At 62.4% G+C, this 17028-nt stretch carries 18 protein-coding genes; 9 read left to right on the top strand and 9 right to left on the bottom strand.

Annotated features, from left to right (window positions below):
• Window positions 1–15: 15 nt before the first annotated feature.
• Genes ACIX9_RS16055 through ACIX9_RS26500 form a run of 4 tightly spaced genes read left to right on the top strand, consistent with a single transcriptional unit; the run spans window position 16 to window position 4718 of the window.
• Window positions 16–1047, top strand: a complete 1032-nt coding sequence (locus ACIX9_RS16055) for a UDP-glucose--hexose-1-phosphate uridylyltransferase (RefSeq protein WP_013581544.1) — start codon at window positions 16–18, stop codon at window positions 1045–1047.
• A gap of 21 nt (window positions 1048–1068) precedes the next feature.
• Window positions 1069–2202, top strand: coding sequence for a galactokinase (galK, locus tag ACIX9_RS16050; RefSeq protein ID WP_013581543.1), 1134 nt, complete (start codon window positions 1069–1071; stop codon window positions 2200–2202).
• Window positions 2199–2975, top strand: a complete 777-nt coding sequence (locus ACIX9_RS16045) for a pyrroline-5-carboxylate reductase (protein ID WP_013581542.1) — start codon at window positions 2199–2201, stop codon at window positions 2973–2975. The genes galK and ACIX9_RS16045 overlap by 4 nt, the downstream gene beginning before the upstream one ends.
• A 33-nt stretch (window positions 2976–3008) precedes the next feature.
• Entirely contained in the window at window positions 3009–4718 is a 1710-nt protein-coding gene (locus ACIX9_RS26500) for a GMC oxidoreductase (RefSeq protein WP_013581541.1), read from the top strand.
• Window positions 4719–4730: 12 nt separating this feature from the next.
• On the opposite strand, the gene ACIX9_RS16035 is transcribed toward ACIX9_RS26500, so the two are convergent.
• Complete coding sequence (locus tag ACIX9_RS16035) at window positions 4731–6392, bottom strand: hypothetical protein (protein ID WP_013581540.1); 1662 nt, start codon at window positions 6390–6392, stop codon at window positions 4731–4733.
• Window positions 6385–7158, bottom strand: a complete 774-nt coding sequence (locus ACIX9_RS16030) for an ABC transporter ATP-binding protein (protein WP_013581539.1) — start codon at window positions 7156–7158, stop codon at window positions 6385–6387. The genes ACIX9_RS16035 and ACIX9_RS16030 overlap by 8 nt, the downstream gene beginning before the upstream one ends.
• Before the next feature lie 67 nt (window positions 7159–7225).
• Here ACIX9_RS16030 and ACIX9_RS16025 point away from each other — a divergent pair, with 67 nt between their 5' ends.
• Both ACIX9_RS16025 and ACIX9_RS16020 read left to right on the top strand, forming a co-directional pair.
• Complete coding sequence (locus ACIX9_RS16025; RefSeq protein WP_013581538.1) at window positions 7226–7531, top strand: PadR family transcriptional regulator; 306 nt, start codon at window positions 7226–7228, stop codon at window positions 7529–7531.
• Window positions 7528–8352: a hypothetical protein gene (locus ACIX9_RS16020; RefSeq protein WP_013581537.1), complete on the top strand. Its 825-nt coding sequence runs from the start codon at window positions 7528–7530 to the stop codon at window positions 8350–8352. Before ACIX9_RS16025 ends, ACIX9_RS16020 begins: the two co-directional genes overlap by 4 nt.
• Before the next feature lie 30 nt (window positions 8353–8382).
• Here the strand turns inward: ACIX9_RS16020 and ACIX9_RS16015 are convergent, their stop codons facing one another.
• Together ACIX9_RS16015 and ACIX9_RS24005 are read right to left on the bottom strand one after the other, a co-directional pair.
• Window positions 8383–10911: an ATP-binding protein gene (locus ACIX9_RS16015; RefSeq protein ID WP_041597872.1), complete on the bottom strand. Its 2529-nt coding sequence runs from the start codon at window positions 10909–10911 to the stop codon at window positions 8383–8385.
• A 131-nt stretch (window positions 10912–11042) separates the two neighbouring features.
• Window positions 11043–11618 carry a biliverdin-producing heme oxygenase gene (locus tag ACIX9_RS24005; protein WP_083808466.1) on the bottom strand — a complete coding sequence of 192 codons (576 nt, stop codon included), beginning with the start codon at window positions 11616–11618 and terminating at the stop codon, window positions 11043–11045.
• Window positions 11619–11883: 265 nt separating this feature from the next.
• Between ACIX9_RS24005 and ACIX9_RS16005 the strand changes: the two genes are divergently transcribed.
• Window positions 11884–12075 carry a hypothetical protein gene (locus ACIX9_RS16005; RefSeq protein ID WP_013581534.1) on the top strand — a complete coding sequence of 64 codons (192 nt, stop codon included), beginning with the start codon at window positions 11884–11886 and terminating at the stop codon, window positions 12073–12075.
• Between the two features lie 112 nt (window positions 12076–12187).
• Here ACIX9_RS16005 and ACIX9_RS16000 read toward each other — a convergent pair whose 3' ends face one another.
• On the bottom strand, window positions 12188–12736 hold the full coding sequence (locus ACIX9_RS16000) for an STM3941 family protein (protein WP_013581532.1): 549 nt from the start codon (window positions 12734–12736) through the stop codon (window positions 12188–12190).
• A gap of 138 nt (window positions 12737–12874) precedes the next feature.
• On the opposite strand from ACIX9_RS16000, the gene ACIX9_RS15995 reads away from it, so the two are divergent.
• Both ACIX9_RS15995 and ACIX9_RS15990 read left to right on the top strand, forming a co-directional pair.
• On the top strand, window positions 12875–13795 hold the full coding sequence (locus ACIX9_RS15995; protein ID WP_232298733.1) for an ROK family protein: 921 nt from the start codon (window positions 12875–12877) through the stop codon (window positions 13793–13795).
• 111 nt (window positions 13796–13906) lie between these two features.
• The gene (locus ACIX9_RS15990) at window positions 13907–14548 is read left to right on the top strand and encodes an O-methyltransferase (protein ID WP_157477617.1); all 642 of its coding nucleotides are present in this window, start codon (window positions 13907–13909) and stop codon (window positions 14546–14548) included.
• 3 nt (window positions 14549–14551) lie between these two features.
• On the opposite strand, the gene ACIX9_RS15985 is transcribed toward ACIX9_RS15990, so the two are convergent.
• The 4 genes from ACIX9_RS15985 to ACIX9_RS15970 are packed head-to-tail and all read right to left on the bottom strand — an operon-like array spanning window position 14552 to window position 16994.
• The gene (locus tag ACIX9_RS15985; protein WP_013581529.1) at window positions 14552–15352 is read right to left on the bottom strand and encodes a LytR/AlgR family response regulator transcription factor; all 801 of its coding nucleotides are present in this window, start codon (window positions 15350–15352) and stop codon (window positions 14552–14554) included.
• A gap of 30 nt (window positions 15353–15382) precedes the next feature.
• Window positions 15383–15931 carry a double zinc ribbon domain-containing protein gene (locus ACIX9_RS15980; RefSeq protein ID WP_013581528.1) on the bottom strand — a complete coding sequence of 183 codons (549 nt, stop codon included), beginning with the start codon at window positions 15929–15931 and terminating at the stop codon, window positions 15383–15385.
• Complete coding sequence (locus ACIX9_RS15975; RefSeq protein ID WP_013581527.1) at window positions 15928–16365, bottom strand: hypothetical protein; 438 nt, start codon at window positions 16363–16365, stop codon at window positions 15928–15930. Before ACIX9_RS15975 ends, ACIX9_RS15980 begins: the two co-directional genes overlap by 4 nt.
• A complete protein-coding gene (locus ACIX9_RS15970) occupies window positions 16362–16994 on the bottom strand; it encodes an RNA polymerase sigma factor (protein WP_049789341.1) in 633 nt (210 codons plus the stop codon). The genes ACIX9_RS15975 and ACIX9_RS15970 overlap by 4 nt, the downstream gene beginning before the upstream one ends.
• Between the last annotated feature and the right edge of the window lie 34 nt (window positions 16995–17028).

Below are 17028 nucleotides of genomic sequence, written 5' to 3'. Positions count from 1 at the left end.
GAACGAGGAGCCCACTTGCTGTCGAACTCCCGCACCCAGCCCCACCGCCGTTACAACCCGCTCCGTCGCCAATGGGTTCTCGTCTCCCCCCAGCGCACCGCCCGCCCCTGGCAGGGCCAGCTCAACAAGCCCGTAGCCCCGGATCAGCAACCCTACGATCCCACCTGCTACCTCTGCCCCGGCAACCCGCGCACCAGCGGCGACGTCAATCCGCAGTACCCTGGCGTCTTCGCCTTCGATAACGACTTCCCCGCGCTCCTCCCACCTTCTGCCACGGACCTCCCAGCCGAGCACAACGGCCTCCTCATCGCCGAGCCCGAAAACGGCCGCTGCCGCGTCCTCTGCTTCCACCCCAACCACTCCCTCACCCTCTCGCAGATGACCCCGCCCGACATTGAAGCCGTCATCAACGTCTGGGCGCACGAGACCCTCGTCCTCGGCTCCGATCTCGCCATCCAATACGTCCAGATCTTTGAAAATCGCGGTGCCATGATGGGCTCCTCGAACCCCCACCCGCACTGCCAGATCTGGGCCACCGGCCACATCCCGGAGGAGCCCGCCGCAGAAGCCGAATCTCAGCTGGCCCACTTCCAGCAGCACAACCGCACCCTCCTCGCCGACTACCTGACTCAAGAACTCAAAGAAAAAGTCCGCATCGTCTCAGAGAACGAAACCTTCGTCGCCGTCGTCCCCTTCTGGGCCGTCTGGCCCTTCGAGACCCTCATCCTTCCCCGCGATCCCATCGCCAGCTTCGTCGATCTCACCCCCGCCCAGACCACCGGCCTCGCCGACATCCTCAAGCGCGTCACCACCCGCTACGACAACCTCTTCGGCGTCTCCTTCCCGTACACCATGGGCTTTCACCAGGCACCGACGGACGGTGAACCTCACCCCGAGATCCACTTCCACGCCCACTTCTACCCGCCCCTCCTGCGCTCCGCCGAGATCCGCAAGTTCATGGTCGGCTTTGAGATGTTAGGCATGCCCCAGCGCGACATCACCCCAGAAAAAGCCGCAGAAATGCTCCGCGCCGCCCCCGAGCTCTAACCCGACCTCCGAAAGCAGATCATGACCGACACCGCACGCATAGCCGCTCTCCGACAGGCCCACCCCGTCGCCCGCATCTTCCAGGCCCCCGGCCGCGTCAACCTCCTCGGCGAGCACACCGATTACTCCGGCGGCTTCTGCCTCCCCGCCGCCCTCACCTTCAACACCCTCATCGCCGCCACCCCCCGCGCCGACAGCATCCTGACCCTCCACTCCCTCGACTTCAAAACCCACGCCGAGTTCGACCTCACCGCCCTCCCACCCAAAGGCGATGGAGCATGGACCGCCTACCCCGCCGGCGTCGCCTGGGTCCTCCAGCAGCAGGGAATCGCCCTCACCGGAGCCGACCTCACCCTCTCCGGCAACGTTCCCCTCGGCGCAGGCCTCAGCTCGTCGGCCTCAGTCGAAGTAGCCACCGCCACCGCCCTCCTCGCCCTCGCCAGCCACACTCTGCTCAAACCGGAGGTAGCCCTCCTCTGCCAGAAGGCGGAAAACCAATACGTCGGCGCAAACTGCGGCATCATGGACCAGTTCATCTCCGCCAACGGAGTCGCCGGCAACGCCCTCGCGCTGGACACCCGCGACCTCACCTTCGAGCTCGCCCCCATCCCCGCGCACCTCACCCTCGTCGTCGCCAACTCCATGGTCAGCCACTCCGTCGCCGGAGGCGAGTACACCACTCGCCGCCGCGAGGTCGAAGAGGCCGCCGCCGCCATCGGCGTCCCATATCTCCGCGAAGCGACCCTCGCAGACCTGGAAAACTCCCGCACCAAAATGAGCGACGAAGCCTTCCACCGCGCACGTCACGTCATCACAGACTCCCAGCGAGTCCTCGACGGCCTCGCCGCCCTCCGCGCAGGCGACACAACCCGCTTCGGCCGCCTCATGACCGAAGCCCACGTCAGCTACCGCGACGACTTCGCCGCAAGCTGCGCTGAGTGCGACACCCTCGTAGACCTAGCCCTCAAGCTGCCCGGCTGCCTCGGCTCCCGCCTCACCGGAGGAGGCTTCGGAGGCTGCACCGTCTCGCTCGTCGAAGCGGATCAGGCCGAGACCTTCGCCGCCGCCCTCAAATCCGCCTACTTTGAAGCCACAAAAATCACCGCCGACGTCTTCCTCTGCGCCACCGCAGACGGAGCCGGAGAAATCGTATGAACTTGGGTTTCATAGGCACCGGAACAATTTCAGCCGCCATCGTGGAAGGCCTCGCGCCCATCCAGCCTGACACCCGCATCACGGTCTCCCCCCGCAACGCCGCCCGAGCCGCCGCCCTCGCAGTCCGCTTCCCCAACGTCACGATCGCCCCAACCAATCAAGCGGTCCTCGACGCCTCAGACACAATCGTCCTCGCAGTCCGCCCCCAGATCGTCACAGAAACCCTCGCCGCCCTCAACTTCCGTTCCGATCACCACATCATCAGCGTCATCCCCACCGTCACCCTCGCCTGGCTCCGCTCCGCCACCGCGCCAGCGACCCACATCACCCGAGCCATCCCGCTCCCCTCCGTCGCCCACCGCCACGGCCCCACCGCCGTCTACCCTGCCTCGCCCGATGTCAGCGCCCTCTTCAACCTCCTCGGCACCGCCATCACGCTTGACCGCGAGGAAGAGTTCGACGCCTTCACCGTCGCCACCTCCGCCATGTCCAGCTACTTCGGCTTCGCCGCCACCCTCACCACCTGGATGGAGCGCCAGGGCGTAGACCCCGACAAATCACGTATCTTCGCCAGCCAGATGTTTCAGGGCCTCTCCGCGACCGCCTCCGCGGAGCCCAACCTCACGTTCGCAGAGCTCGCCAAAGAACACGAAACCCCCGGCGGCCTCAACGAGCAGGTCCTCCGCACCATCTCCACCGCTGGCCTCCTCACACAGCTTGACCAAGCCCTCGACGACATCCTCACCCGCATCCAGTCCGGCCCCACCAAGTAGCCCCGGCCCCCCGCCCCGCGCATCCTACGGCGTATGTCCACCCCTTACGACGCAATCGTCATCGGCACCGGAGCCGGCGGCGGCACCCTCGCATTACACCTCGCCCAGGCCGGCAAGAACATCCTGATCCTGGAGCGCGGCCCCTTCATGCCCCAGGAAAAGCTCAACTGGGACACCTCCGCCGTCTTCCTGGACAACCGATACCACACCAAGGAAGTCTGGCAGGATAAGGACGGCAAGGACCTCCACCCCCAGCAGGCTTACTTCGTCGGCGGCCAGACCAAGGTCTACGGCGCAGCCATGTTCCGCATGCGCGCGGAGGACTTCGGCGTCATCCAGCACAAGGGCGGCATCTCCCCCGCGTGGCCCATCTCCTACGCGGATCTGGAACCCTATTACACCCGCGCAGAAGAGCTCTTCCACGTCCACGGCGATCTCGGCTCCGCACCCACCGTCCCCGGCGGCTTCGGCTCCTCCTTCGACCCCACCGAGCCTTTCCATTCCACCAAATACCCGTACCCCGCCTTCACCAACGAGCCCCGCATGCAGTCCATCCAGGACGACGTCCGCAAGCTCGGCATCAACACCTTCCCCATCCCTCTCGGCCTCAAACGCAATGAAGCCGACCCCCTCGCCGCGCCGTGCATCCGCTGCGACACCTGCGACGGCTACCCCTGCCTCGTCCACGCCAAATCCGACTCCGACATCAACTGCATCCGCCAGATCATGCACCTCCCCAACGTCACGCTGATGACCAACTCCCGCGTCGTGCGCCTCGTCACCAACGCCGCCGGAACCGCTGTCACCGCCGTAGAGGTCCAGCACTCCGGCAAATCCCAGGCATCCGACAACATAGCCACCTACACCGCCGGCTTCTTCGCCGTCTGTGCCGGGGCAATCAACTCCGCAGTCATCCTCCTCGCCTCAGCAAACGAGAAGCACCCCAAAGGCCTCGCCAACTCCTCCGACCAGGTCGGCCGCAACTTCATGTACCACCAGGCCGACGCCCTCCTCGCCCTCTCCACCGACCGCAACGAAGACTCCTACACCAAGACCTGGGGCACCAACGACTTCTACCTCAAGGACTCCGACCCCGCCTACCCCTACCCACTCGGCCAGGTCCAGCCCGTCGGCAGCTTCCACTACGAGATGATGAAGGGCGACGCCCCACCCCTCACCCCCGGCTTCGTCCTTGAAACCATGAAGCACCACGCCGTCCCCTGGTGGCTTACCACGGAGGACCTCCCCGCCGCAGAGAATCGCGTCACCCTCCACAACGCCACGCCCCTCTCCGTCGCCAACGTGCAGCCCGGCCTCCCCGGCGCTCATCCCTCCGGCGACACCGGCCGCACCAACCAGTCGGAGCCCGTCAACGACCACGCCCCCCACCGCGTCCAGCTCTCCTACACCCCCAACAACGTCGAGTCCTTCGACCGCCTCAAGGATCGCTGGGTTGACGTCCTCAAGCGCGCCGGCCACGCCACCACCCACATCCCACTCCACGCCTACTTCAAGAAGCGCATCCCGCTTGAAGGCGTAGGCCATCAGAACGGCACCTGCCGCATGGGCTCCGATCCCACCCAGAGCGTCCTCGACGCCCATTGCAAAGCCCACGACCTCGACAACCTCTACGTCGTGGACGCCTCCTGCTTCGTCTCCGCCAGCGCCGTCAACCCGTCCCTCACCATCATCGCCAACGCCATCCGCATCTCAGACCACCTCCTGCAGGAGCGTTTGAAGTAGCCGGAAGGAGCCTCACTGCCGGCTCAACCCCAGCAGTTGAAACTCTCCGTCATAGCCCTCCAGCTCCTCCTCTTCCACCTCAGGCCCTGGGCGCAGCGCCACGATCAACCGATGAATCAACGCTGTGCCCAACACCACCATCAGCAGTCTCACGGGCCTCTTCTCCATCGCCTCATCCAACTGCATCATCCACAGGATGAACGCAGGAAGCACGCCCACGTATAGGGTCAGCACCAGCGGGAGGCTCGTCCGCCCCGGCATCCTCGCCTCGTTGAACGGAATGCTCTGCCCTGAGAAGAAGAACCCATCCGTCAGCAGCACGCACAGGCAGGCTCCCAGCACGCCTTGCACAACCAACTGCCTCGCATCCCATCCCGCCGCAAACAGCACCGCCAGCACAACCCCCAGCACGCCCACCGAACAGAACAGCGCCCACTGCCGCCCCGCATCCGCGCATACCTGCATCGTCACCCCCGCCATCCGGAACACCCACCGAGCCAGCAGGTTGATCGGGATCGCAAACGCCCCGCGCAACCCTGCCACCATCCAGAACAGCAGCAGCGGCGTCAACGCCCGCAGCCCGTCCGTTGCCAGCGCCGCCCTCGGCACGCCCGAGCCGTCCAGCCGGTACGTCACCGCGCAAGCCACCGCCAGCGCGAACCCCGTCCCGCAGTACATCGCCAGGTAGACCTGGTAGCGGCTGCTCCGCCGCATCGTCTGCCCGATGAAGTGAAATACCCCCCGCGTCTCCGCCCGCCGAACCACCCAGTGCTGCACCCGCGTCATCCATCGCGAAGGCTCCCCATACCGCCCACCGCTCCCCTCCATCGCCATCCTCTGCATCCTCACCCACGCCAGCGGATACGTCACCGCAACGGCCACACTCACCACCAGGGTCCCCCGCACCGCATACTTGGTCATCTCCGCCGCAAACGCAGGCGCACCATCCCCCCGCAGCACAGACTCATATACCCCCAGGAACCACATCGGCGGCAACCACCGCAGCATCCCCGGCTCATGACCCAGCATCGCCTGCATCGCATCGCCGCACTTGAAGTAGTGCAGCATCGCCAGCAGCAGCGCCGTGATTGAGAAGGTCTGCACCACCGGCAGCGCCACCCTGAACCAACTCGCACTCAGCACGCAGATCAACCCGCCGCCCACCGCCAGAAACAGCAATGAAGCGAACACTCCAGCCATCAGCACCGCCGTCGCATGAGCCATCATCTGCCGCGGAAAATCCCCCTTGCTCACCGCCGGCAGCACGATCGCACCAAACACACTCGAAGCAAACAGAAACAGCCCCAGGAACCCCGCCAGCGCCGCCAGCTTCGTCCCCAGCATCTTCACCGGATTGATGGAAAGCGGAGAAAGAATCAGAAAGTCCAGCCGGTCAGGAAACAGCATCTCCCACTCGAATACCGCCACCGCTCCCAGCACCACAAACGTCAGCAGCACAAAGAAGTAGTGGTCCTCAATTGATCCCCACAGCGACCTTCGCGGATACTGATTCTGCAAAAAGAAAGCCGCCATCAGCCCCGGCGCGGCAGCCATCGAGACCGCCCTCACCACCGTCGTCACCGTATCCCCCTCCGCGCTCACCGTATCGCTGTCGAAGAACCGCCGGAAGAAATGCCGCACCAGCACCCCGCTCACACCGTTCGCCTTAGTCATGCAGCACCTTCATCGTGTCCACCACGTCCCGTGCGACCGTCATAGTGTCCGTCTGCTTCACCAGTTGCGCAAACACGCTCTCGAGCGTCGGCAGCTCCATCAACTGCGTCAGCTCCCGCGGCGCGGCATCCGCCACCACCTTGCCCTTCGCCAGCACGATCACCCGGTCGCACACCCGCTCCACCACCTCCATCACATGCGAGATGTACAGAATTGCCTTCCCCTCCTCCGCCAGCACCACCAGCAGATCCTTGAACAGCCGCGAAGTCACCGCATCCAGCCCGGACAGCGGCTCGTCGAACACCAGCAGCCTCGGATCATGCAGCAGCGCCGCCGCGATCAGCACCCGCTGCTTCATCCCCTTCGAGTAGCCAGACATCGGCGAGTACTGCGCCGCCTCCAGCGACAGCAGCTGCAGCAGCGTCCTCGCCTTGTCCTCGAGCGGCCCCTCCCGCATCCCCCTGAGTCGCCCGATCAACTGCAGATACTCCAACCCGGAAAGATGCGTATAAACCTGCGCCTCCTCCGGCACATACCCCAGCTGTGACCGGTACTGCGCCAGGTCATGATGAATCTCCCGTCCGTCGAACAGCACCTCACCCTTCGTCGGCCGGATCATCCCGATCACCATCTTCACCGTCGTCGATTTGCCCGACCCATTCGGCCCCAGATACCCCAGCACCTCGCCCTCCTTCAGCAGAAAGCTCACATCCTCCACCGCCGGAATACTGCGGTAGGTCTTCGACACATTCCTGAGTTCAAGCATCCGTCACCCCTATGTAGCAAACTACTTTCTCGATCTGCGTGCTAGCATACTACATAGCAGGTCCACCATGGCAACCCCCCGCCTCTCCCACACCGCCGCCCTCATCCTCAAGGCACTCAGCCTTGGCTACTGCTTCGGCTTTGACGTCATGGAGATCACCGGCCTCCCCAGCGGAACGGTCTATCCCGCCCTCCGCCGCCTGGAGCGAGACGAGCTCGTCGAGTCAAAATGGGAGCCGGAAGCAGAAGCCACCGCGCAGCAGCGCCCCGCGCGCCGTTACTATGAGGTCACCCGGCAGGGCAGGGAAGCAGCCGTCGCCGTCACCGCACGCTATCCCCTCCTCGCGCAGCTCGTCACGGAGAAGCCCTCATGACCCTCATGCCTGCTTTACCCAAACCAGACCGTCGAGTCCTGAACCTGGTGGCCCCGCTCGTCCCCGCCGCCGACCGCCCGGACTGGCTCCGCACCTGGCAGGCCGAGCTCTGGCACCTCCACAACCGCGCCAACCGCCGCCGCCGCCCCGCCACCCTCGTTCCCGACCACTACATCGGCCTCACCCGCGACGCCCTCTGGCTCCGCACCGACGCCTGCCGCACTGCCCTCGAAGGCACCCCCACCCTCTGCCTCGCGAGCCTCCTGGCCTGCACCGTCGTCGCCACGCTGGCCGGCCTCATCCTCGCCGGCAGCCGCCAGGCCCTGCTCGCCTACCTCAGCGGCCCGCTCAACCGATCCCTGGTAGCCGCCGTCATCGTGACGGTCGTCGCCCTGGCCACATCCTCCACCCGCCACACCCGCCCGGACGCCGCACCCGAGCCCTTCATCTGGCTCCGTCGCCAGCTCTTCTTCGCCGCCAAGATCCTCACCACCCTCGTCACCGTCTTCTTCCTCAGCGCCGACCTCTGCCTCCCCATCCACCCTCTGCTCCCCAACACCGCCGACCTCCTCCAGGTCCTCTCCTTCGTCCTCCTCGCCCTCGTCGGCATCCGCTGGGCCGTCCACGATCAGCAGCACCGCTGCAAGCGTTGCCTGCACATCCTCGCCACCCCTGCCCGCGTAGGCCGCCCCTCCCACAACCTCCTGGAGTGGAACGGCACAGAGCTCACCTGCAAGCACGGCCACGGCCTCCTCTCCGTCCCCGAGATGGAAACAAGCTGGTGCAGCACCAGCCAATGGATCGAGACGCTAGCCTCCTAGGTCAGACCACTGGAACCGCGCCGCCACCCTCTAAGTTCTTTCCGGCAATCCCACCCGAACCCGCGTCCCCACCCCAACCTCGCTGACCACCGTCAGCTGCCCTCCATGCCTCTCCACAATCTCCTGCGAGATGTACAGCCCCAACCCATTTCCCAGATCTCCCTTCGTGCTGTAGAACGGCTGGAAGATCTTGCGCAGCATCTCCTCGGTCATCCCTAAGCCTGTATCTCCCACCTCCACTTCCATGCCACTCCCGGAAGCCTTCGCACTGATCCAGACCCGCCCGCCCACAGGCACCGCATCCACAGCGTTCGAGACCAGGTTCGCAAGCACCTGCTGCAACTGGCTGATCACTCCAAACAGCGGCGTCCCACCCCCACTCACCGTCAAGGTCACCTCCCGATTGCGGATCTTTCCCGCCAGCAACCGCAGCACATCGTCGAACAGCATCGCAGCCGTCCCATGCTCAGCCTTCTGCGTACCGTCCCGCGACCAACGCAGCGTCTGCTTCGTAATCCCTGAAATCCTCTGCAACTCACTCTCCGCCATGGCGATGTAGCTCTTCGCCGGCCCGTCTCCATCCACCTCATCCCGCAGCAGGTAGAGCAGATTCGTAATCGCCTCCAGCGGATTGTTGATCTCATGGGCAATGACGCTCGTCATCCGCCCGGTCAACGCAAGCTTCTCCGTCAGCTTCAAAGCCAGCTCTCGCTCGTGGCGATCCGTCAGGTCCGTACATGTCCCCACCCAACCCGCTCTCATCCCGTTCGCCCGTACAAAGGGGGCCGCTCGCACCAGGTTCCACCGCTCCACGCGATCCGTTCCGCACAACAGCCGCACCTCTGCCTCAAACGCCGTTCCCTCGCGAACCGCTACAGCCCACAGCTCCATGCACCGTTCCCGATCCTCCTCAAACACTCGTCCCTGATCGAACCATCGGCCCTCATCGCCGAGCCCCTGATCGCGCCACCTTTCGTTCACATAGTTCAGCAGCCCATCATCGTTCGTAGTCCACACCAGGTTCGGCAGCGCATGAGTCAGCTGTTTGAAGCGAGATTCGCTCAGCTCCGCGGCCTCTTCAGCGCGCTTCAGGCTGATCGTCATCACCGCCGCGCGGAACTCCCGCGCCGATTCGATCTCCATATCGCTCCACGGCTCGCTCTGCCCCCGCACCAGTACCTTCCACGCCTTGAACGATGTTCTCGGTTCCAGCCCCCGTTCCTCCTGCTCGATCTTCAGCGGTTCGCCCGCCCAGCTCACCGCACGCACCAGTTCAGGCCGAAACCAGATCACATAGCTCTGCTTGACCGTCGAAATGCGAATCGCCAGCATCCCACTCGCAACGCCTTGAATCGCCTCGGCCCACTCCACCGCAAGCCCCAGCTCGCGGCTGGAGTAAAGCTCCATCTCCGGCTCCCGGTTCATCCACTCCGCCAGCCGCAACACATCGCCCATCGCCGGTGTATCGCCCGCCAGCTCACACACCCCGTCCACGATCAGCGCCACACCGGACGCGTCCGTCACCTCCACCATGCTCGTCATCTGTGCCTGCATGGCGGCCACATAGTCGTTTTCCGCGGCCATCTGCGTCAGGATGCGCCGCTGCACCGCATGGAAGTGAACCATCTTCACCAGCCGATCCGTCGTTCGCAGACCGGTCAGCAGGGTTCCCACCAGCTTCGTCAGCAGGTCGCAGGCGCTCCGCACCAGGTAGGGAACCACGCGCGGCGACGCGTGGTGGCAACTGATCAAACCCCACAGCTTGCCCTCGCACACAATCGAGATGGACATCGAGGCCGCCGTGCCCATGTTCTGCATGTACTGCAGGTGAATCGGAGACACGCTCCGCAGCAGGGCCATTGAGAGGTCCACCGGCGTTCCCGCCTCGCTGCTCAACACATGCAGCGGCGAAGGAATATACGAAGAGTCCGGAATGATTCGTACGGTGTTCAGCAGGTACAGATCCCGAGCCTGCTGCGGAATGTCCCCGTCCGGGAAACGCAGCCCCAGGTAGCTCGGAAGCGTGCCGTCGCTCTCCTCCGCCATCACCGTACCGTGTCCAGCTTCGTTGAAGCTATAAAGCATCACGCGGTTCACCCCGGTCAGATCCAGCACCTGCTTGGTGATCGCGCGGCAAAGCTCGTCTTCCGTCTTCAGCTTGCTCAACTGCCCCACAAAGTTCGTGATCACCACGTTCATCAGTTCAGGCCGAACCAGCCGGTCGATCCGTTCGAACTCCAGGGCACGCCGTGTTCCTGTCCGATGCGTCACCACGCTGTAAAGCTCATGCCGCACTGGAAACGACCCCAGGTACGTCACCGTGCCCAGCTGTTCCTCGTCGAGCCCCGGCGCACGCAGCGCAGCCAGTACCTCGCGCTCCAGGATCGTCTCCACCGGTGTCCCCAGGATCAGCTTCCACGGAACCCCAAGCATCTCCTCTACATTCTCGCTGGCACCCACCACCAGCTTCGCTCCTTCGTCCAGCAGCAGCAGGAAACCGTGCCGCTGAATGCTGCCCGGAATCCGGATCGGTTCATCCTCACAGGCAACGGTGCTCACCGTTGTCTCGTCGACTGAAGCGTTCCCGCTTAGATCCTGTTGTCCCGTAGTCGAAACATCGTCTTGCCTATCAACTTCCCGCGTGCTCTTGATCATTCCGGCCTCTTCGTCGCACGTCGGCTCGCAAGCCTTTACGGCTTGCTGCCTTGCATCCAGGCCCCGAACATCTGAAACATCGCCTTGGCGGCCGCCACCGTCGCATCGCCGTCGGTCTCCGGAATCTCGGCCTCAAGAACTCCGCAGAACTCCCTCCACATCGAGCCGGTCAACTCCCGGTGGCCATGAAAATAAGCGCTGCCTTCGCCATCCACCAGACCCAGCACTCGGTCCACATGCCGGCCGATCAACTGTCCGCCGAGCGTCGATCCTTCCATCACGTACATGGCACCCAGAAGGCTGGAGATGCTCTGAAACTCCGGCAGGACCGGTCCTCCGGCACCTACATTCATCACGTTGAAGTGAGCCAGGTCACGCTCCAGCATCGGACGACGCAGACGCTGCTTCACCACAGACCTCAGCCACTCTGGTCTGATTGCATCGCCAACATGTCCGGTTGCTGCTTTCTCCCACGCCGCCACCACCCCGTGCAGACGTTGCAGGCAGAACACATACTCGCTGCGGCCCAGTCCCATCCGCATCAGCGGAAAACTCGCCTCGACTGCTTCATGGTCCGCTTGGGTCTCAAGCCTGAGTCGCCGTACATCCACGGGTCACGCTCCGGGGAAGACCCCTGAGAAGCGTCTCTATCCACCTCTGGTTATACGCTCATTGGCCAGAAAGTTCGGTCGCTTCTCTTGCTTGGAAAATGGGAAGCATGAGCCGAGGGCTCGTCGGTTCCTCTCTGTCTGTGCCCGACGGGTGGTATCGGATGAAAAATTGCTTCTTATCTGCCACGATGCGGACAGACGAGTTCTCACGAATTCACTACGCTGAACATGCGACAGAACGTTATCTCAGCTACAAGGAAAATACATGGCCGTTGAACACAAGCACATCGCCATCCGTTCGGCCGAGCTCTCGGGAAATGGCCTTATCATCCATTTCTCGGACGGCACGACCACATTATTTCAAACGCACTTTCTATACGAAGTACGCGAGCAAAACGGTAACGTTGCCCTCACGGATCTGAGTGAGGATGAGCTCATGAAGGGCTTTGATGACTGAGAGAGAGCTGCCGCCAATGGCAGAAACCAGCGGCGTCGCCGACAGATCGTTGGCAACGCCTGATTTCAAACAAATGTGCTGGCACCGTCGAACTGTCGGTGGCCCCGGCTCCTCAGCGCTTCGGAGCATAGTAGTGCCACTGCTTGACGACCTCACTGACAACCCCCTCCGGCGGGACGTCCAGCGTCGAGATACTCGTATTGAAGACATCGCCACCCAGCTTCTTGTTCCACGCCGCCATGGCACGTTTCTGGATCGGCAGATTCGCCACCCGTTGCGCCTCATCGGCAAGCCGCACGGTGATGTAGCCGGACTTCTTCACGTGACTGATATCCACTTCAAGAATGGATTGCCAGGGGATCACGGGAGTACCCAGCGAGCGGTCAAACAGACCTTCGCCACTGAGCACCATCTTCGGCCCGGAGCTCAGGAGTTCCTTGAGTAAGACCACTCCGCCCAGAGCACACACAACAAGGCAGAGCCAGCCGCCCGCTTGTTCAGGTCCGTCACCCACCCGCACCTCGTAGAAGCCACCTGCAGCAAAAGCAACAGCCACACACAGCCACCCGATCAGCTTCAACTTCTTCGAGAAAAACTCACGTCGTTCCATGCGCCCTCGCTTGCTGCCAAGATAAATGCGGCCCGGGCTTTTGCCCACCATAATCCGCCCGTCCAGGCAAGATTCATCCCCTCCCTTGCTTAGACCGTCGGGGAAGCATTAGCCTTGGGTTTTGTCGGGTACCCTCAGCAGCCGTCCGCTCTGATGACCCAGCCATTCTCACCTCTTCGGGGTTACAACTTGCCAGACTCATCCTCCATCCGCATAGGCATCGACCTGGGCGGCACCAAGATTGAAGCCCTTGCCCTCGACCACGCCGGCAACGAACTAGGCCGTCACCGCGTCCCCACCCCACGCGACGACTACAAGGGCACCCTCCAGGCCATGGCAGACCTCGTCTTCCGCCTCGAGACCGAAACAGGCCGCAAGGCCACTGTGGGCGCCGGCATCCCCGGCACCATCTCCGGCGTCACCGGCCTCGTCAAAAACGCTAACTCCACCTGGCTCAACGGCAAGCCCCTCCAGGAAGACCTCGGCCAGCTCCTCTCCCGTGAGGTCCGCATCGCCAACGACGCCAACTGCCTAGCCGTCTCCGAGGCAACGGACGGCGCAGCCGCAGGCAAGGCCGTCGTCTTCGCCGTCATCCTCGGCACCGGCTGCGGCGGCGGCGTTTCCTTCCAGGGGCACGTTCACTCCGGCCCCAACGGCGTCTCCGGCGAGTGGGGCCACATGCCCCTGCCCTGGCCCTCCGTAGACGAGAACCCCGGCCCGTCCTGCTACTGCGGCAAGCACGGCTGCATGGAGCAGTGGGTCTCCGGCACAGGCGTCGCCCAGGACTTCCGCAACGTCACCGGCAAGAGTCTCACCACCCGCGAGATCGTCGCTATCGCAGAAGCCGGCAGCGCCGAAGCTCTGGACACCATGCACCGCTTTGAAGACCGCCTCGCCCGAGGCCTCGCCCAGGTCGTCCACATCCTCGACCCCGACATCATCGTCTTCGGCGGCGGCCTCTCCCAGTACAAGGGCTTCTACCGCACCCTCGGCGAGCGCATGATCCCCTACGTCTTCGGTGGCGAGTTCGACACCGCCCTCGTCCCAGCCCTCCACGGAGATTCCAGCGGCGTCCGAGGCGCAGCCTGGCTCTGGCCTTTGACCCGTTAAAGAGGCGCGCGAAGGTATCGCAAAACGTGGTGCATTTGTGGTGAGTATGTGGTGATTTGTGGTGCAGAAGTGCGCGTGGTGAACTGCCCCGTTTTCGCTACAATCAACCTCATGGGTCTATTCAAAAAGAAGCTGAAGCAGGAGCATAAAGTCATGCTCCAGGCTGAAAAAGCCGCAGGAAAGCTGCTTCCTGAGTACCACCGAGCCACCCCCGAGTGCCCCCACCCGGAGCGCTGGCACATGTACGACTCCATGACCGCGGAAGCCGAAGTCCTCGAATTTCTGCGCACGTTGATCACCACACTCAAACCCGAGCTTGTGGTGGAAACCGGTTCTTTTCTAGGAGTTAGCACCCTCTGGATGGCTGAAGGCATGCGCACCAACGGCTTCGGAAAAATAGTCTCCTGCGAATTCGACCCCCTCGTCTACAAAAAAGCCAAAGAAAAAATAGCCGCCTCCGGCCTCGAAAACTTCATCGAACTCCGCAACGAATCCTCGCTGGAGATGCACGTCTCAGGCACCATCGATATCCTCTTCTCGGACTCCGATACGGACATCCGAGCCGCTGAAGTACGCCGCTTCCTGCCCCAGATTCGCTCCACCGGACTCATCCTCATGCACGACGCCAGCAGCCACATGAAAGTCGTTAGAAATGCAGCATTTACGCTCGAAGCAGAGGGTTTGGTGAGTTGCATCTTCCTCCCCACCCCCCGCGGCCTGGTGCTAGCGCAGAAGCGCGAAGGCCGAGCCTAAACCCTATAGATTGAACAACTCCCGCAGCCTCTTCGTCTGATTTCGGCTCACCGGAATCTCCGTCTTTTTAGGGTCGTCCATGCGCAACTGATAACTGGACTTGAACCACGGAACAACCTCCCGTATGTGCTGTATATTCACCACATACGAGCGATGTGCCCTCCAGAAAGCCTCTGGATCGAGCTGCTCCATCAACTCCTCCAGCGTCCGGCAGTTTGACTGTCCCTCCATAGCTGGAGTCACCACGGAAATGGCTCCGTCCTCGATGGAAACGAAGCATATCTCCTTCTGATCCACCAACATAAGCCGGTTCTGCGCCCTCAAAACGATCTTCCCACGCTGCACCTTCGGCGTCTGGGAAGCCTCCTCCACCAGCCGTAGAAGCGCGTCCAGCTTGGCCTCCGCACTATCGGGAGCGATACTCGCCTCCACCAACGCAACCCGCTCCCGCGCCTTGGCGATAGTGCGTTCTATACGACTCTTATCAAAGGGTTTAAGCAGGTAATCAACCGCATTCACCTCAAACGCGCGGACCGCATATTGGTCATAGGCCGTCGCAAAAACAACCTGCGGCAAGCGAGCTTTCTTCTCCAATAGCTTCTTAAGCACGCCAAAGCCATCAAGCCCAGGCATTTGCACGTCCAGGAAAACCAGGTCAGGCTTGTGTTTGTGAATGAGATCGACGGCTTCGATACCGTTGCTGCCAAGTGCCAATACCTGCACATCTCCAGCATTTTCAACCAGATACTGAAGTTCCTGGCGGGCCAGCAACTCATCGTCGACGATTACAACTTTCAGAGGCATCGAGAGTAGTTAACCACGAATCGCGCTCGCCTAGTCGCGAAACGCCCGCAACCGCGCCGGAACATTGTCCTCTTCCAGATCGTGGCCGCACTGTTTGCAGTAAACATCTGTGATCTCAACGCCACGGAAGCACTGACCGCACACTGGAGCCATCTGAAACTGGCATTGAGGGCAAAAGTGGGTGGTGGAAGCGATCTCAGTCGAGCAATGAGGGCAACGCGAAAGCATGGGCTGACGCAGCAGAAAGTAGACCACCGCGCCGATCCCACCCGGCATCATGATGACGATCAACATCCACAGTGCGGCCGGCATGTTGCGGCGCTTCACGTCACGGCTGACATAGCCAACAAGCAAAACGTAGCTAGCTACCAGAGTGCCGTAGGTATAGCCCATGAGAAGCCGCATGGGCAGCATCTCATGCTTATGGTGCGGCAACACTCCATGGAACAGAAACTGCATGGCAGCAAAGGCCACAATCGCGAGCAAAACAGACCACCACGGAATCATCCGCAGTTCGTTATCATCCTGGGTCTGGCGATCGATTTCGCCACTCTTGTTTCGGCTCCATGGAGTGGTCACTGGATACCCCCGCCTTCGATCCTCGTGCCTGCTCGCCGAAACCAGACAAGCGCGATCAGCACCGCCGAAAGGGGCAGGCACCACATCAGCAGGACGAACATCTGCTGGCTGGCATCCGGCATTCCAGTAGGGACAAGCTCGTACTCATCCAGCACGCTCCAGATTGCTGCACAGATGACGACGAGCAGTCCAGAGCAAACAGCTAATGGTAGCCACAGGCTGCGAACCCTGCTGCGCCGAGCCTGGATGGTGCGGGCGCGTTCACGCACGATTCTATGTGTGCGGTTCACCATGGCCGCAGAGGCTGCGGCATGAGCGCCGGAAGCAGACGCCGATTGCGCAAAGCCTTCTTCCACCGGAAGACCTACTCGGCGCTTCAGCTCTTCGGTCCTTGAATTGGCCAGCCCCTGGGGGAAGTTTTGTCTCACGCTCATGCCCGAACGCTCCCGCCCTCATGGGCTTTCCGCAGTTGTTCGACCTCAGGCTTCAAGGCGGCCAACCCGCGGTAGAGTCGTGACTTCACTGTCGAGAGGGGAGCCTTGGTAAAGCTGGCAATCTCTTCGAGTGACATCTCCTCATGAAATCTCAAAACCAGCACTTCACGGTAGTTCGGCTCGAGTTTTAGAAGAACCTCAGCAACCTCAGCCCGATCTTCGCGAACGGCGAACTGGTCCAGAGGTGAGGGCTCGTCGATGGCGACTTCAAACGGCCGTTCATCATCGCCGGCCTCGCTCATCTCATCCAGGCTGGCCATCTGGCGCTTGCGGGAGAGATCAATGACGAGATTACGGGCGATCGTGAAAAGCCAGGTATCGAAACGGGCTTTGCCGTTGTATTGCGCGCCACGCAGCAGCACGCGCATCCAAGTCTCCTGGAAGAGATCCTCTGCAACTTCACGCTTGCCGGTCAGGAATAGGAGATAACGCAACAGGCGGTGTTGATAGAGCTCAATCAGCTGATCCAGCAACTCGGGGTCGTTTCGTTTCAGACCACGGGCGATCGCGAGATTTTCGCGTTGCGTCTGCTCGATCATCGCCGCGGAAAGTGTCTGCGCCAAACCCATGCTCCTGAATACGTCCGTTGTGAAGGAAAGTTGC

Source organism: Granulicella tundricola MP5ACTX9 (assembly GCF_000178975.2).
GTDB classification, from domain to species: Bacteria; Acidobacteriota; Terriglobia; order Terriglobales; family Acidobacteriaceae; genus Edaphobacter; species Edaphobacter tundricola.
Note: the sequence above shows the minus strand (reverse complement) of the source record. Positions and strands in the feature narration are given on the sequence as shown.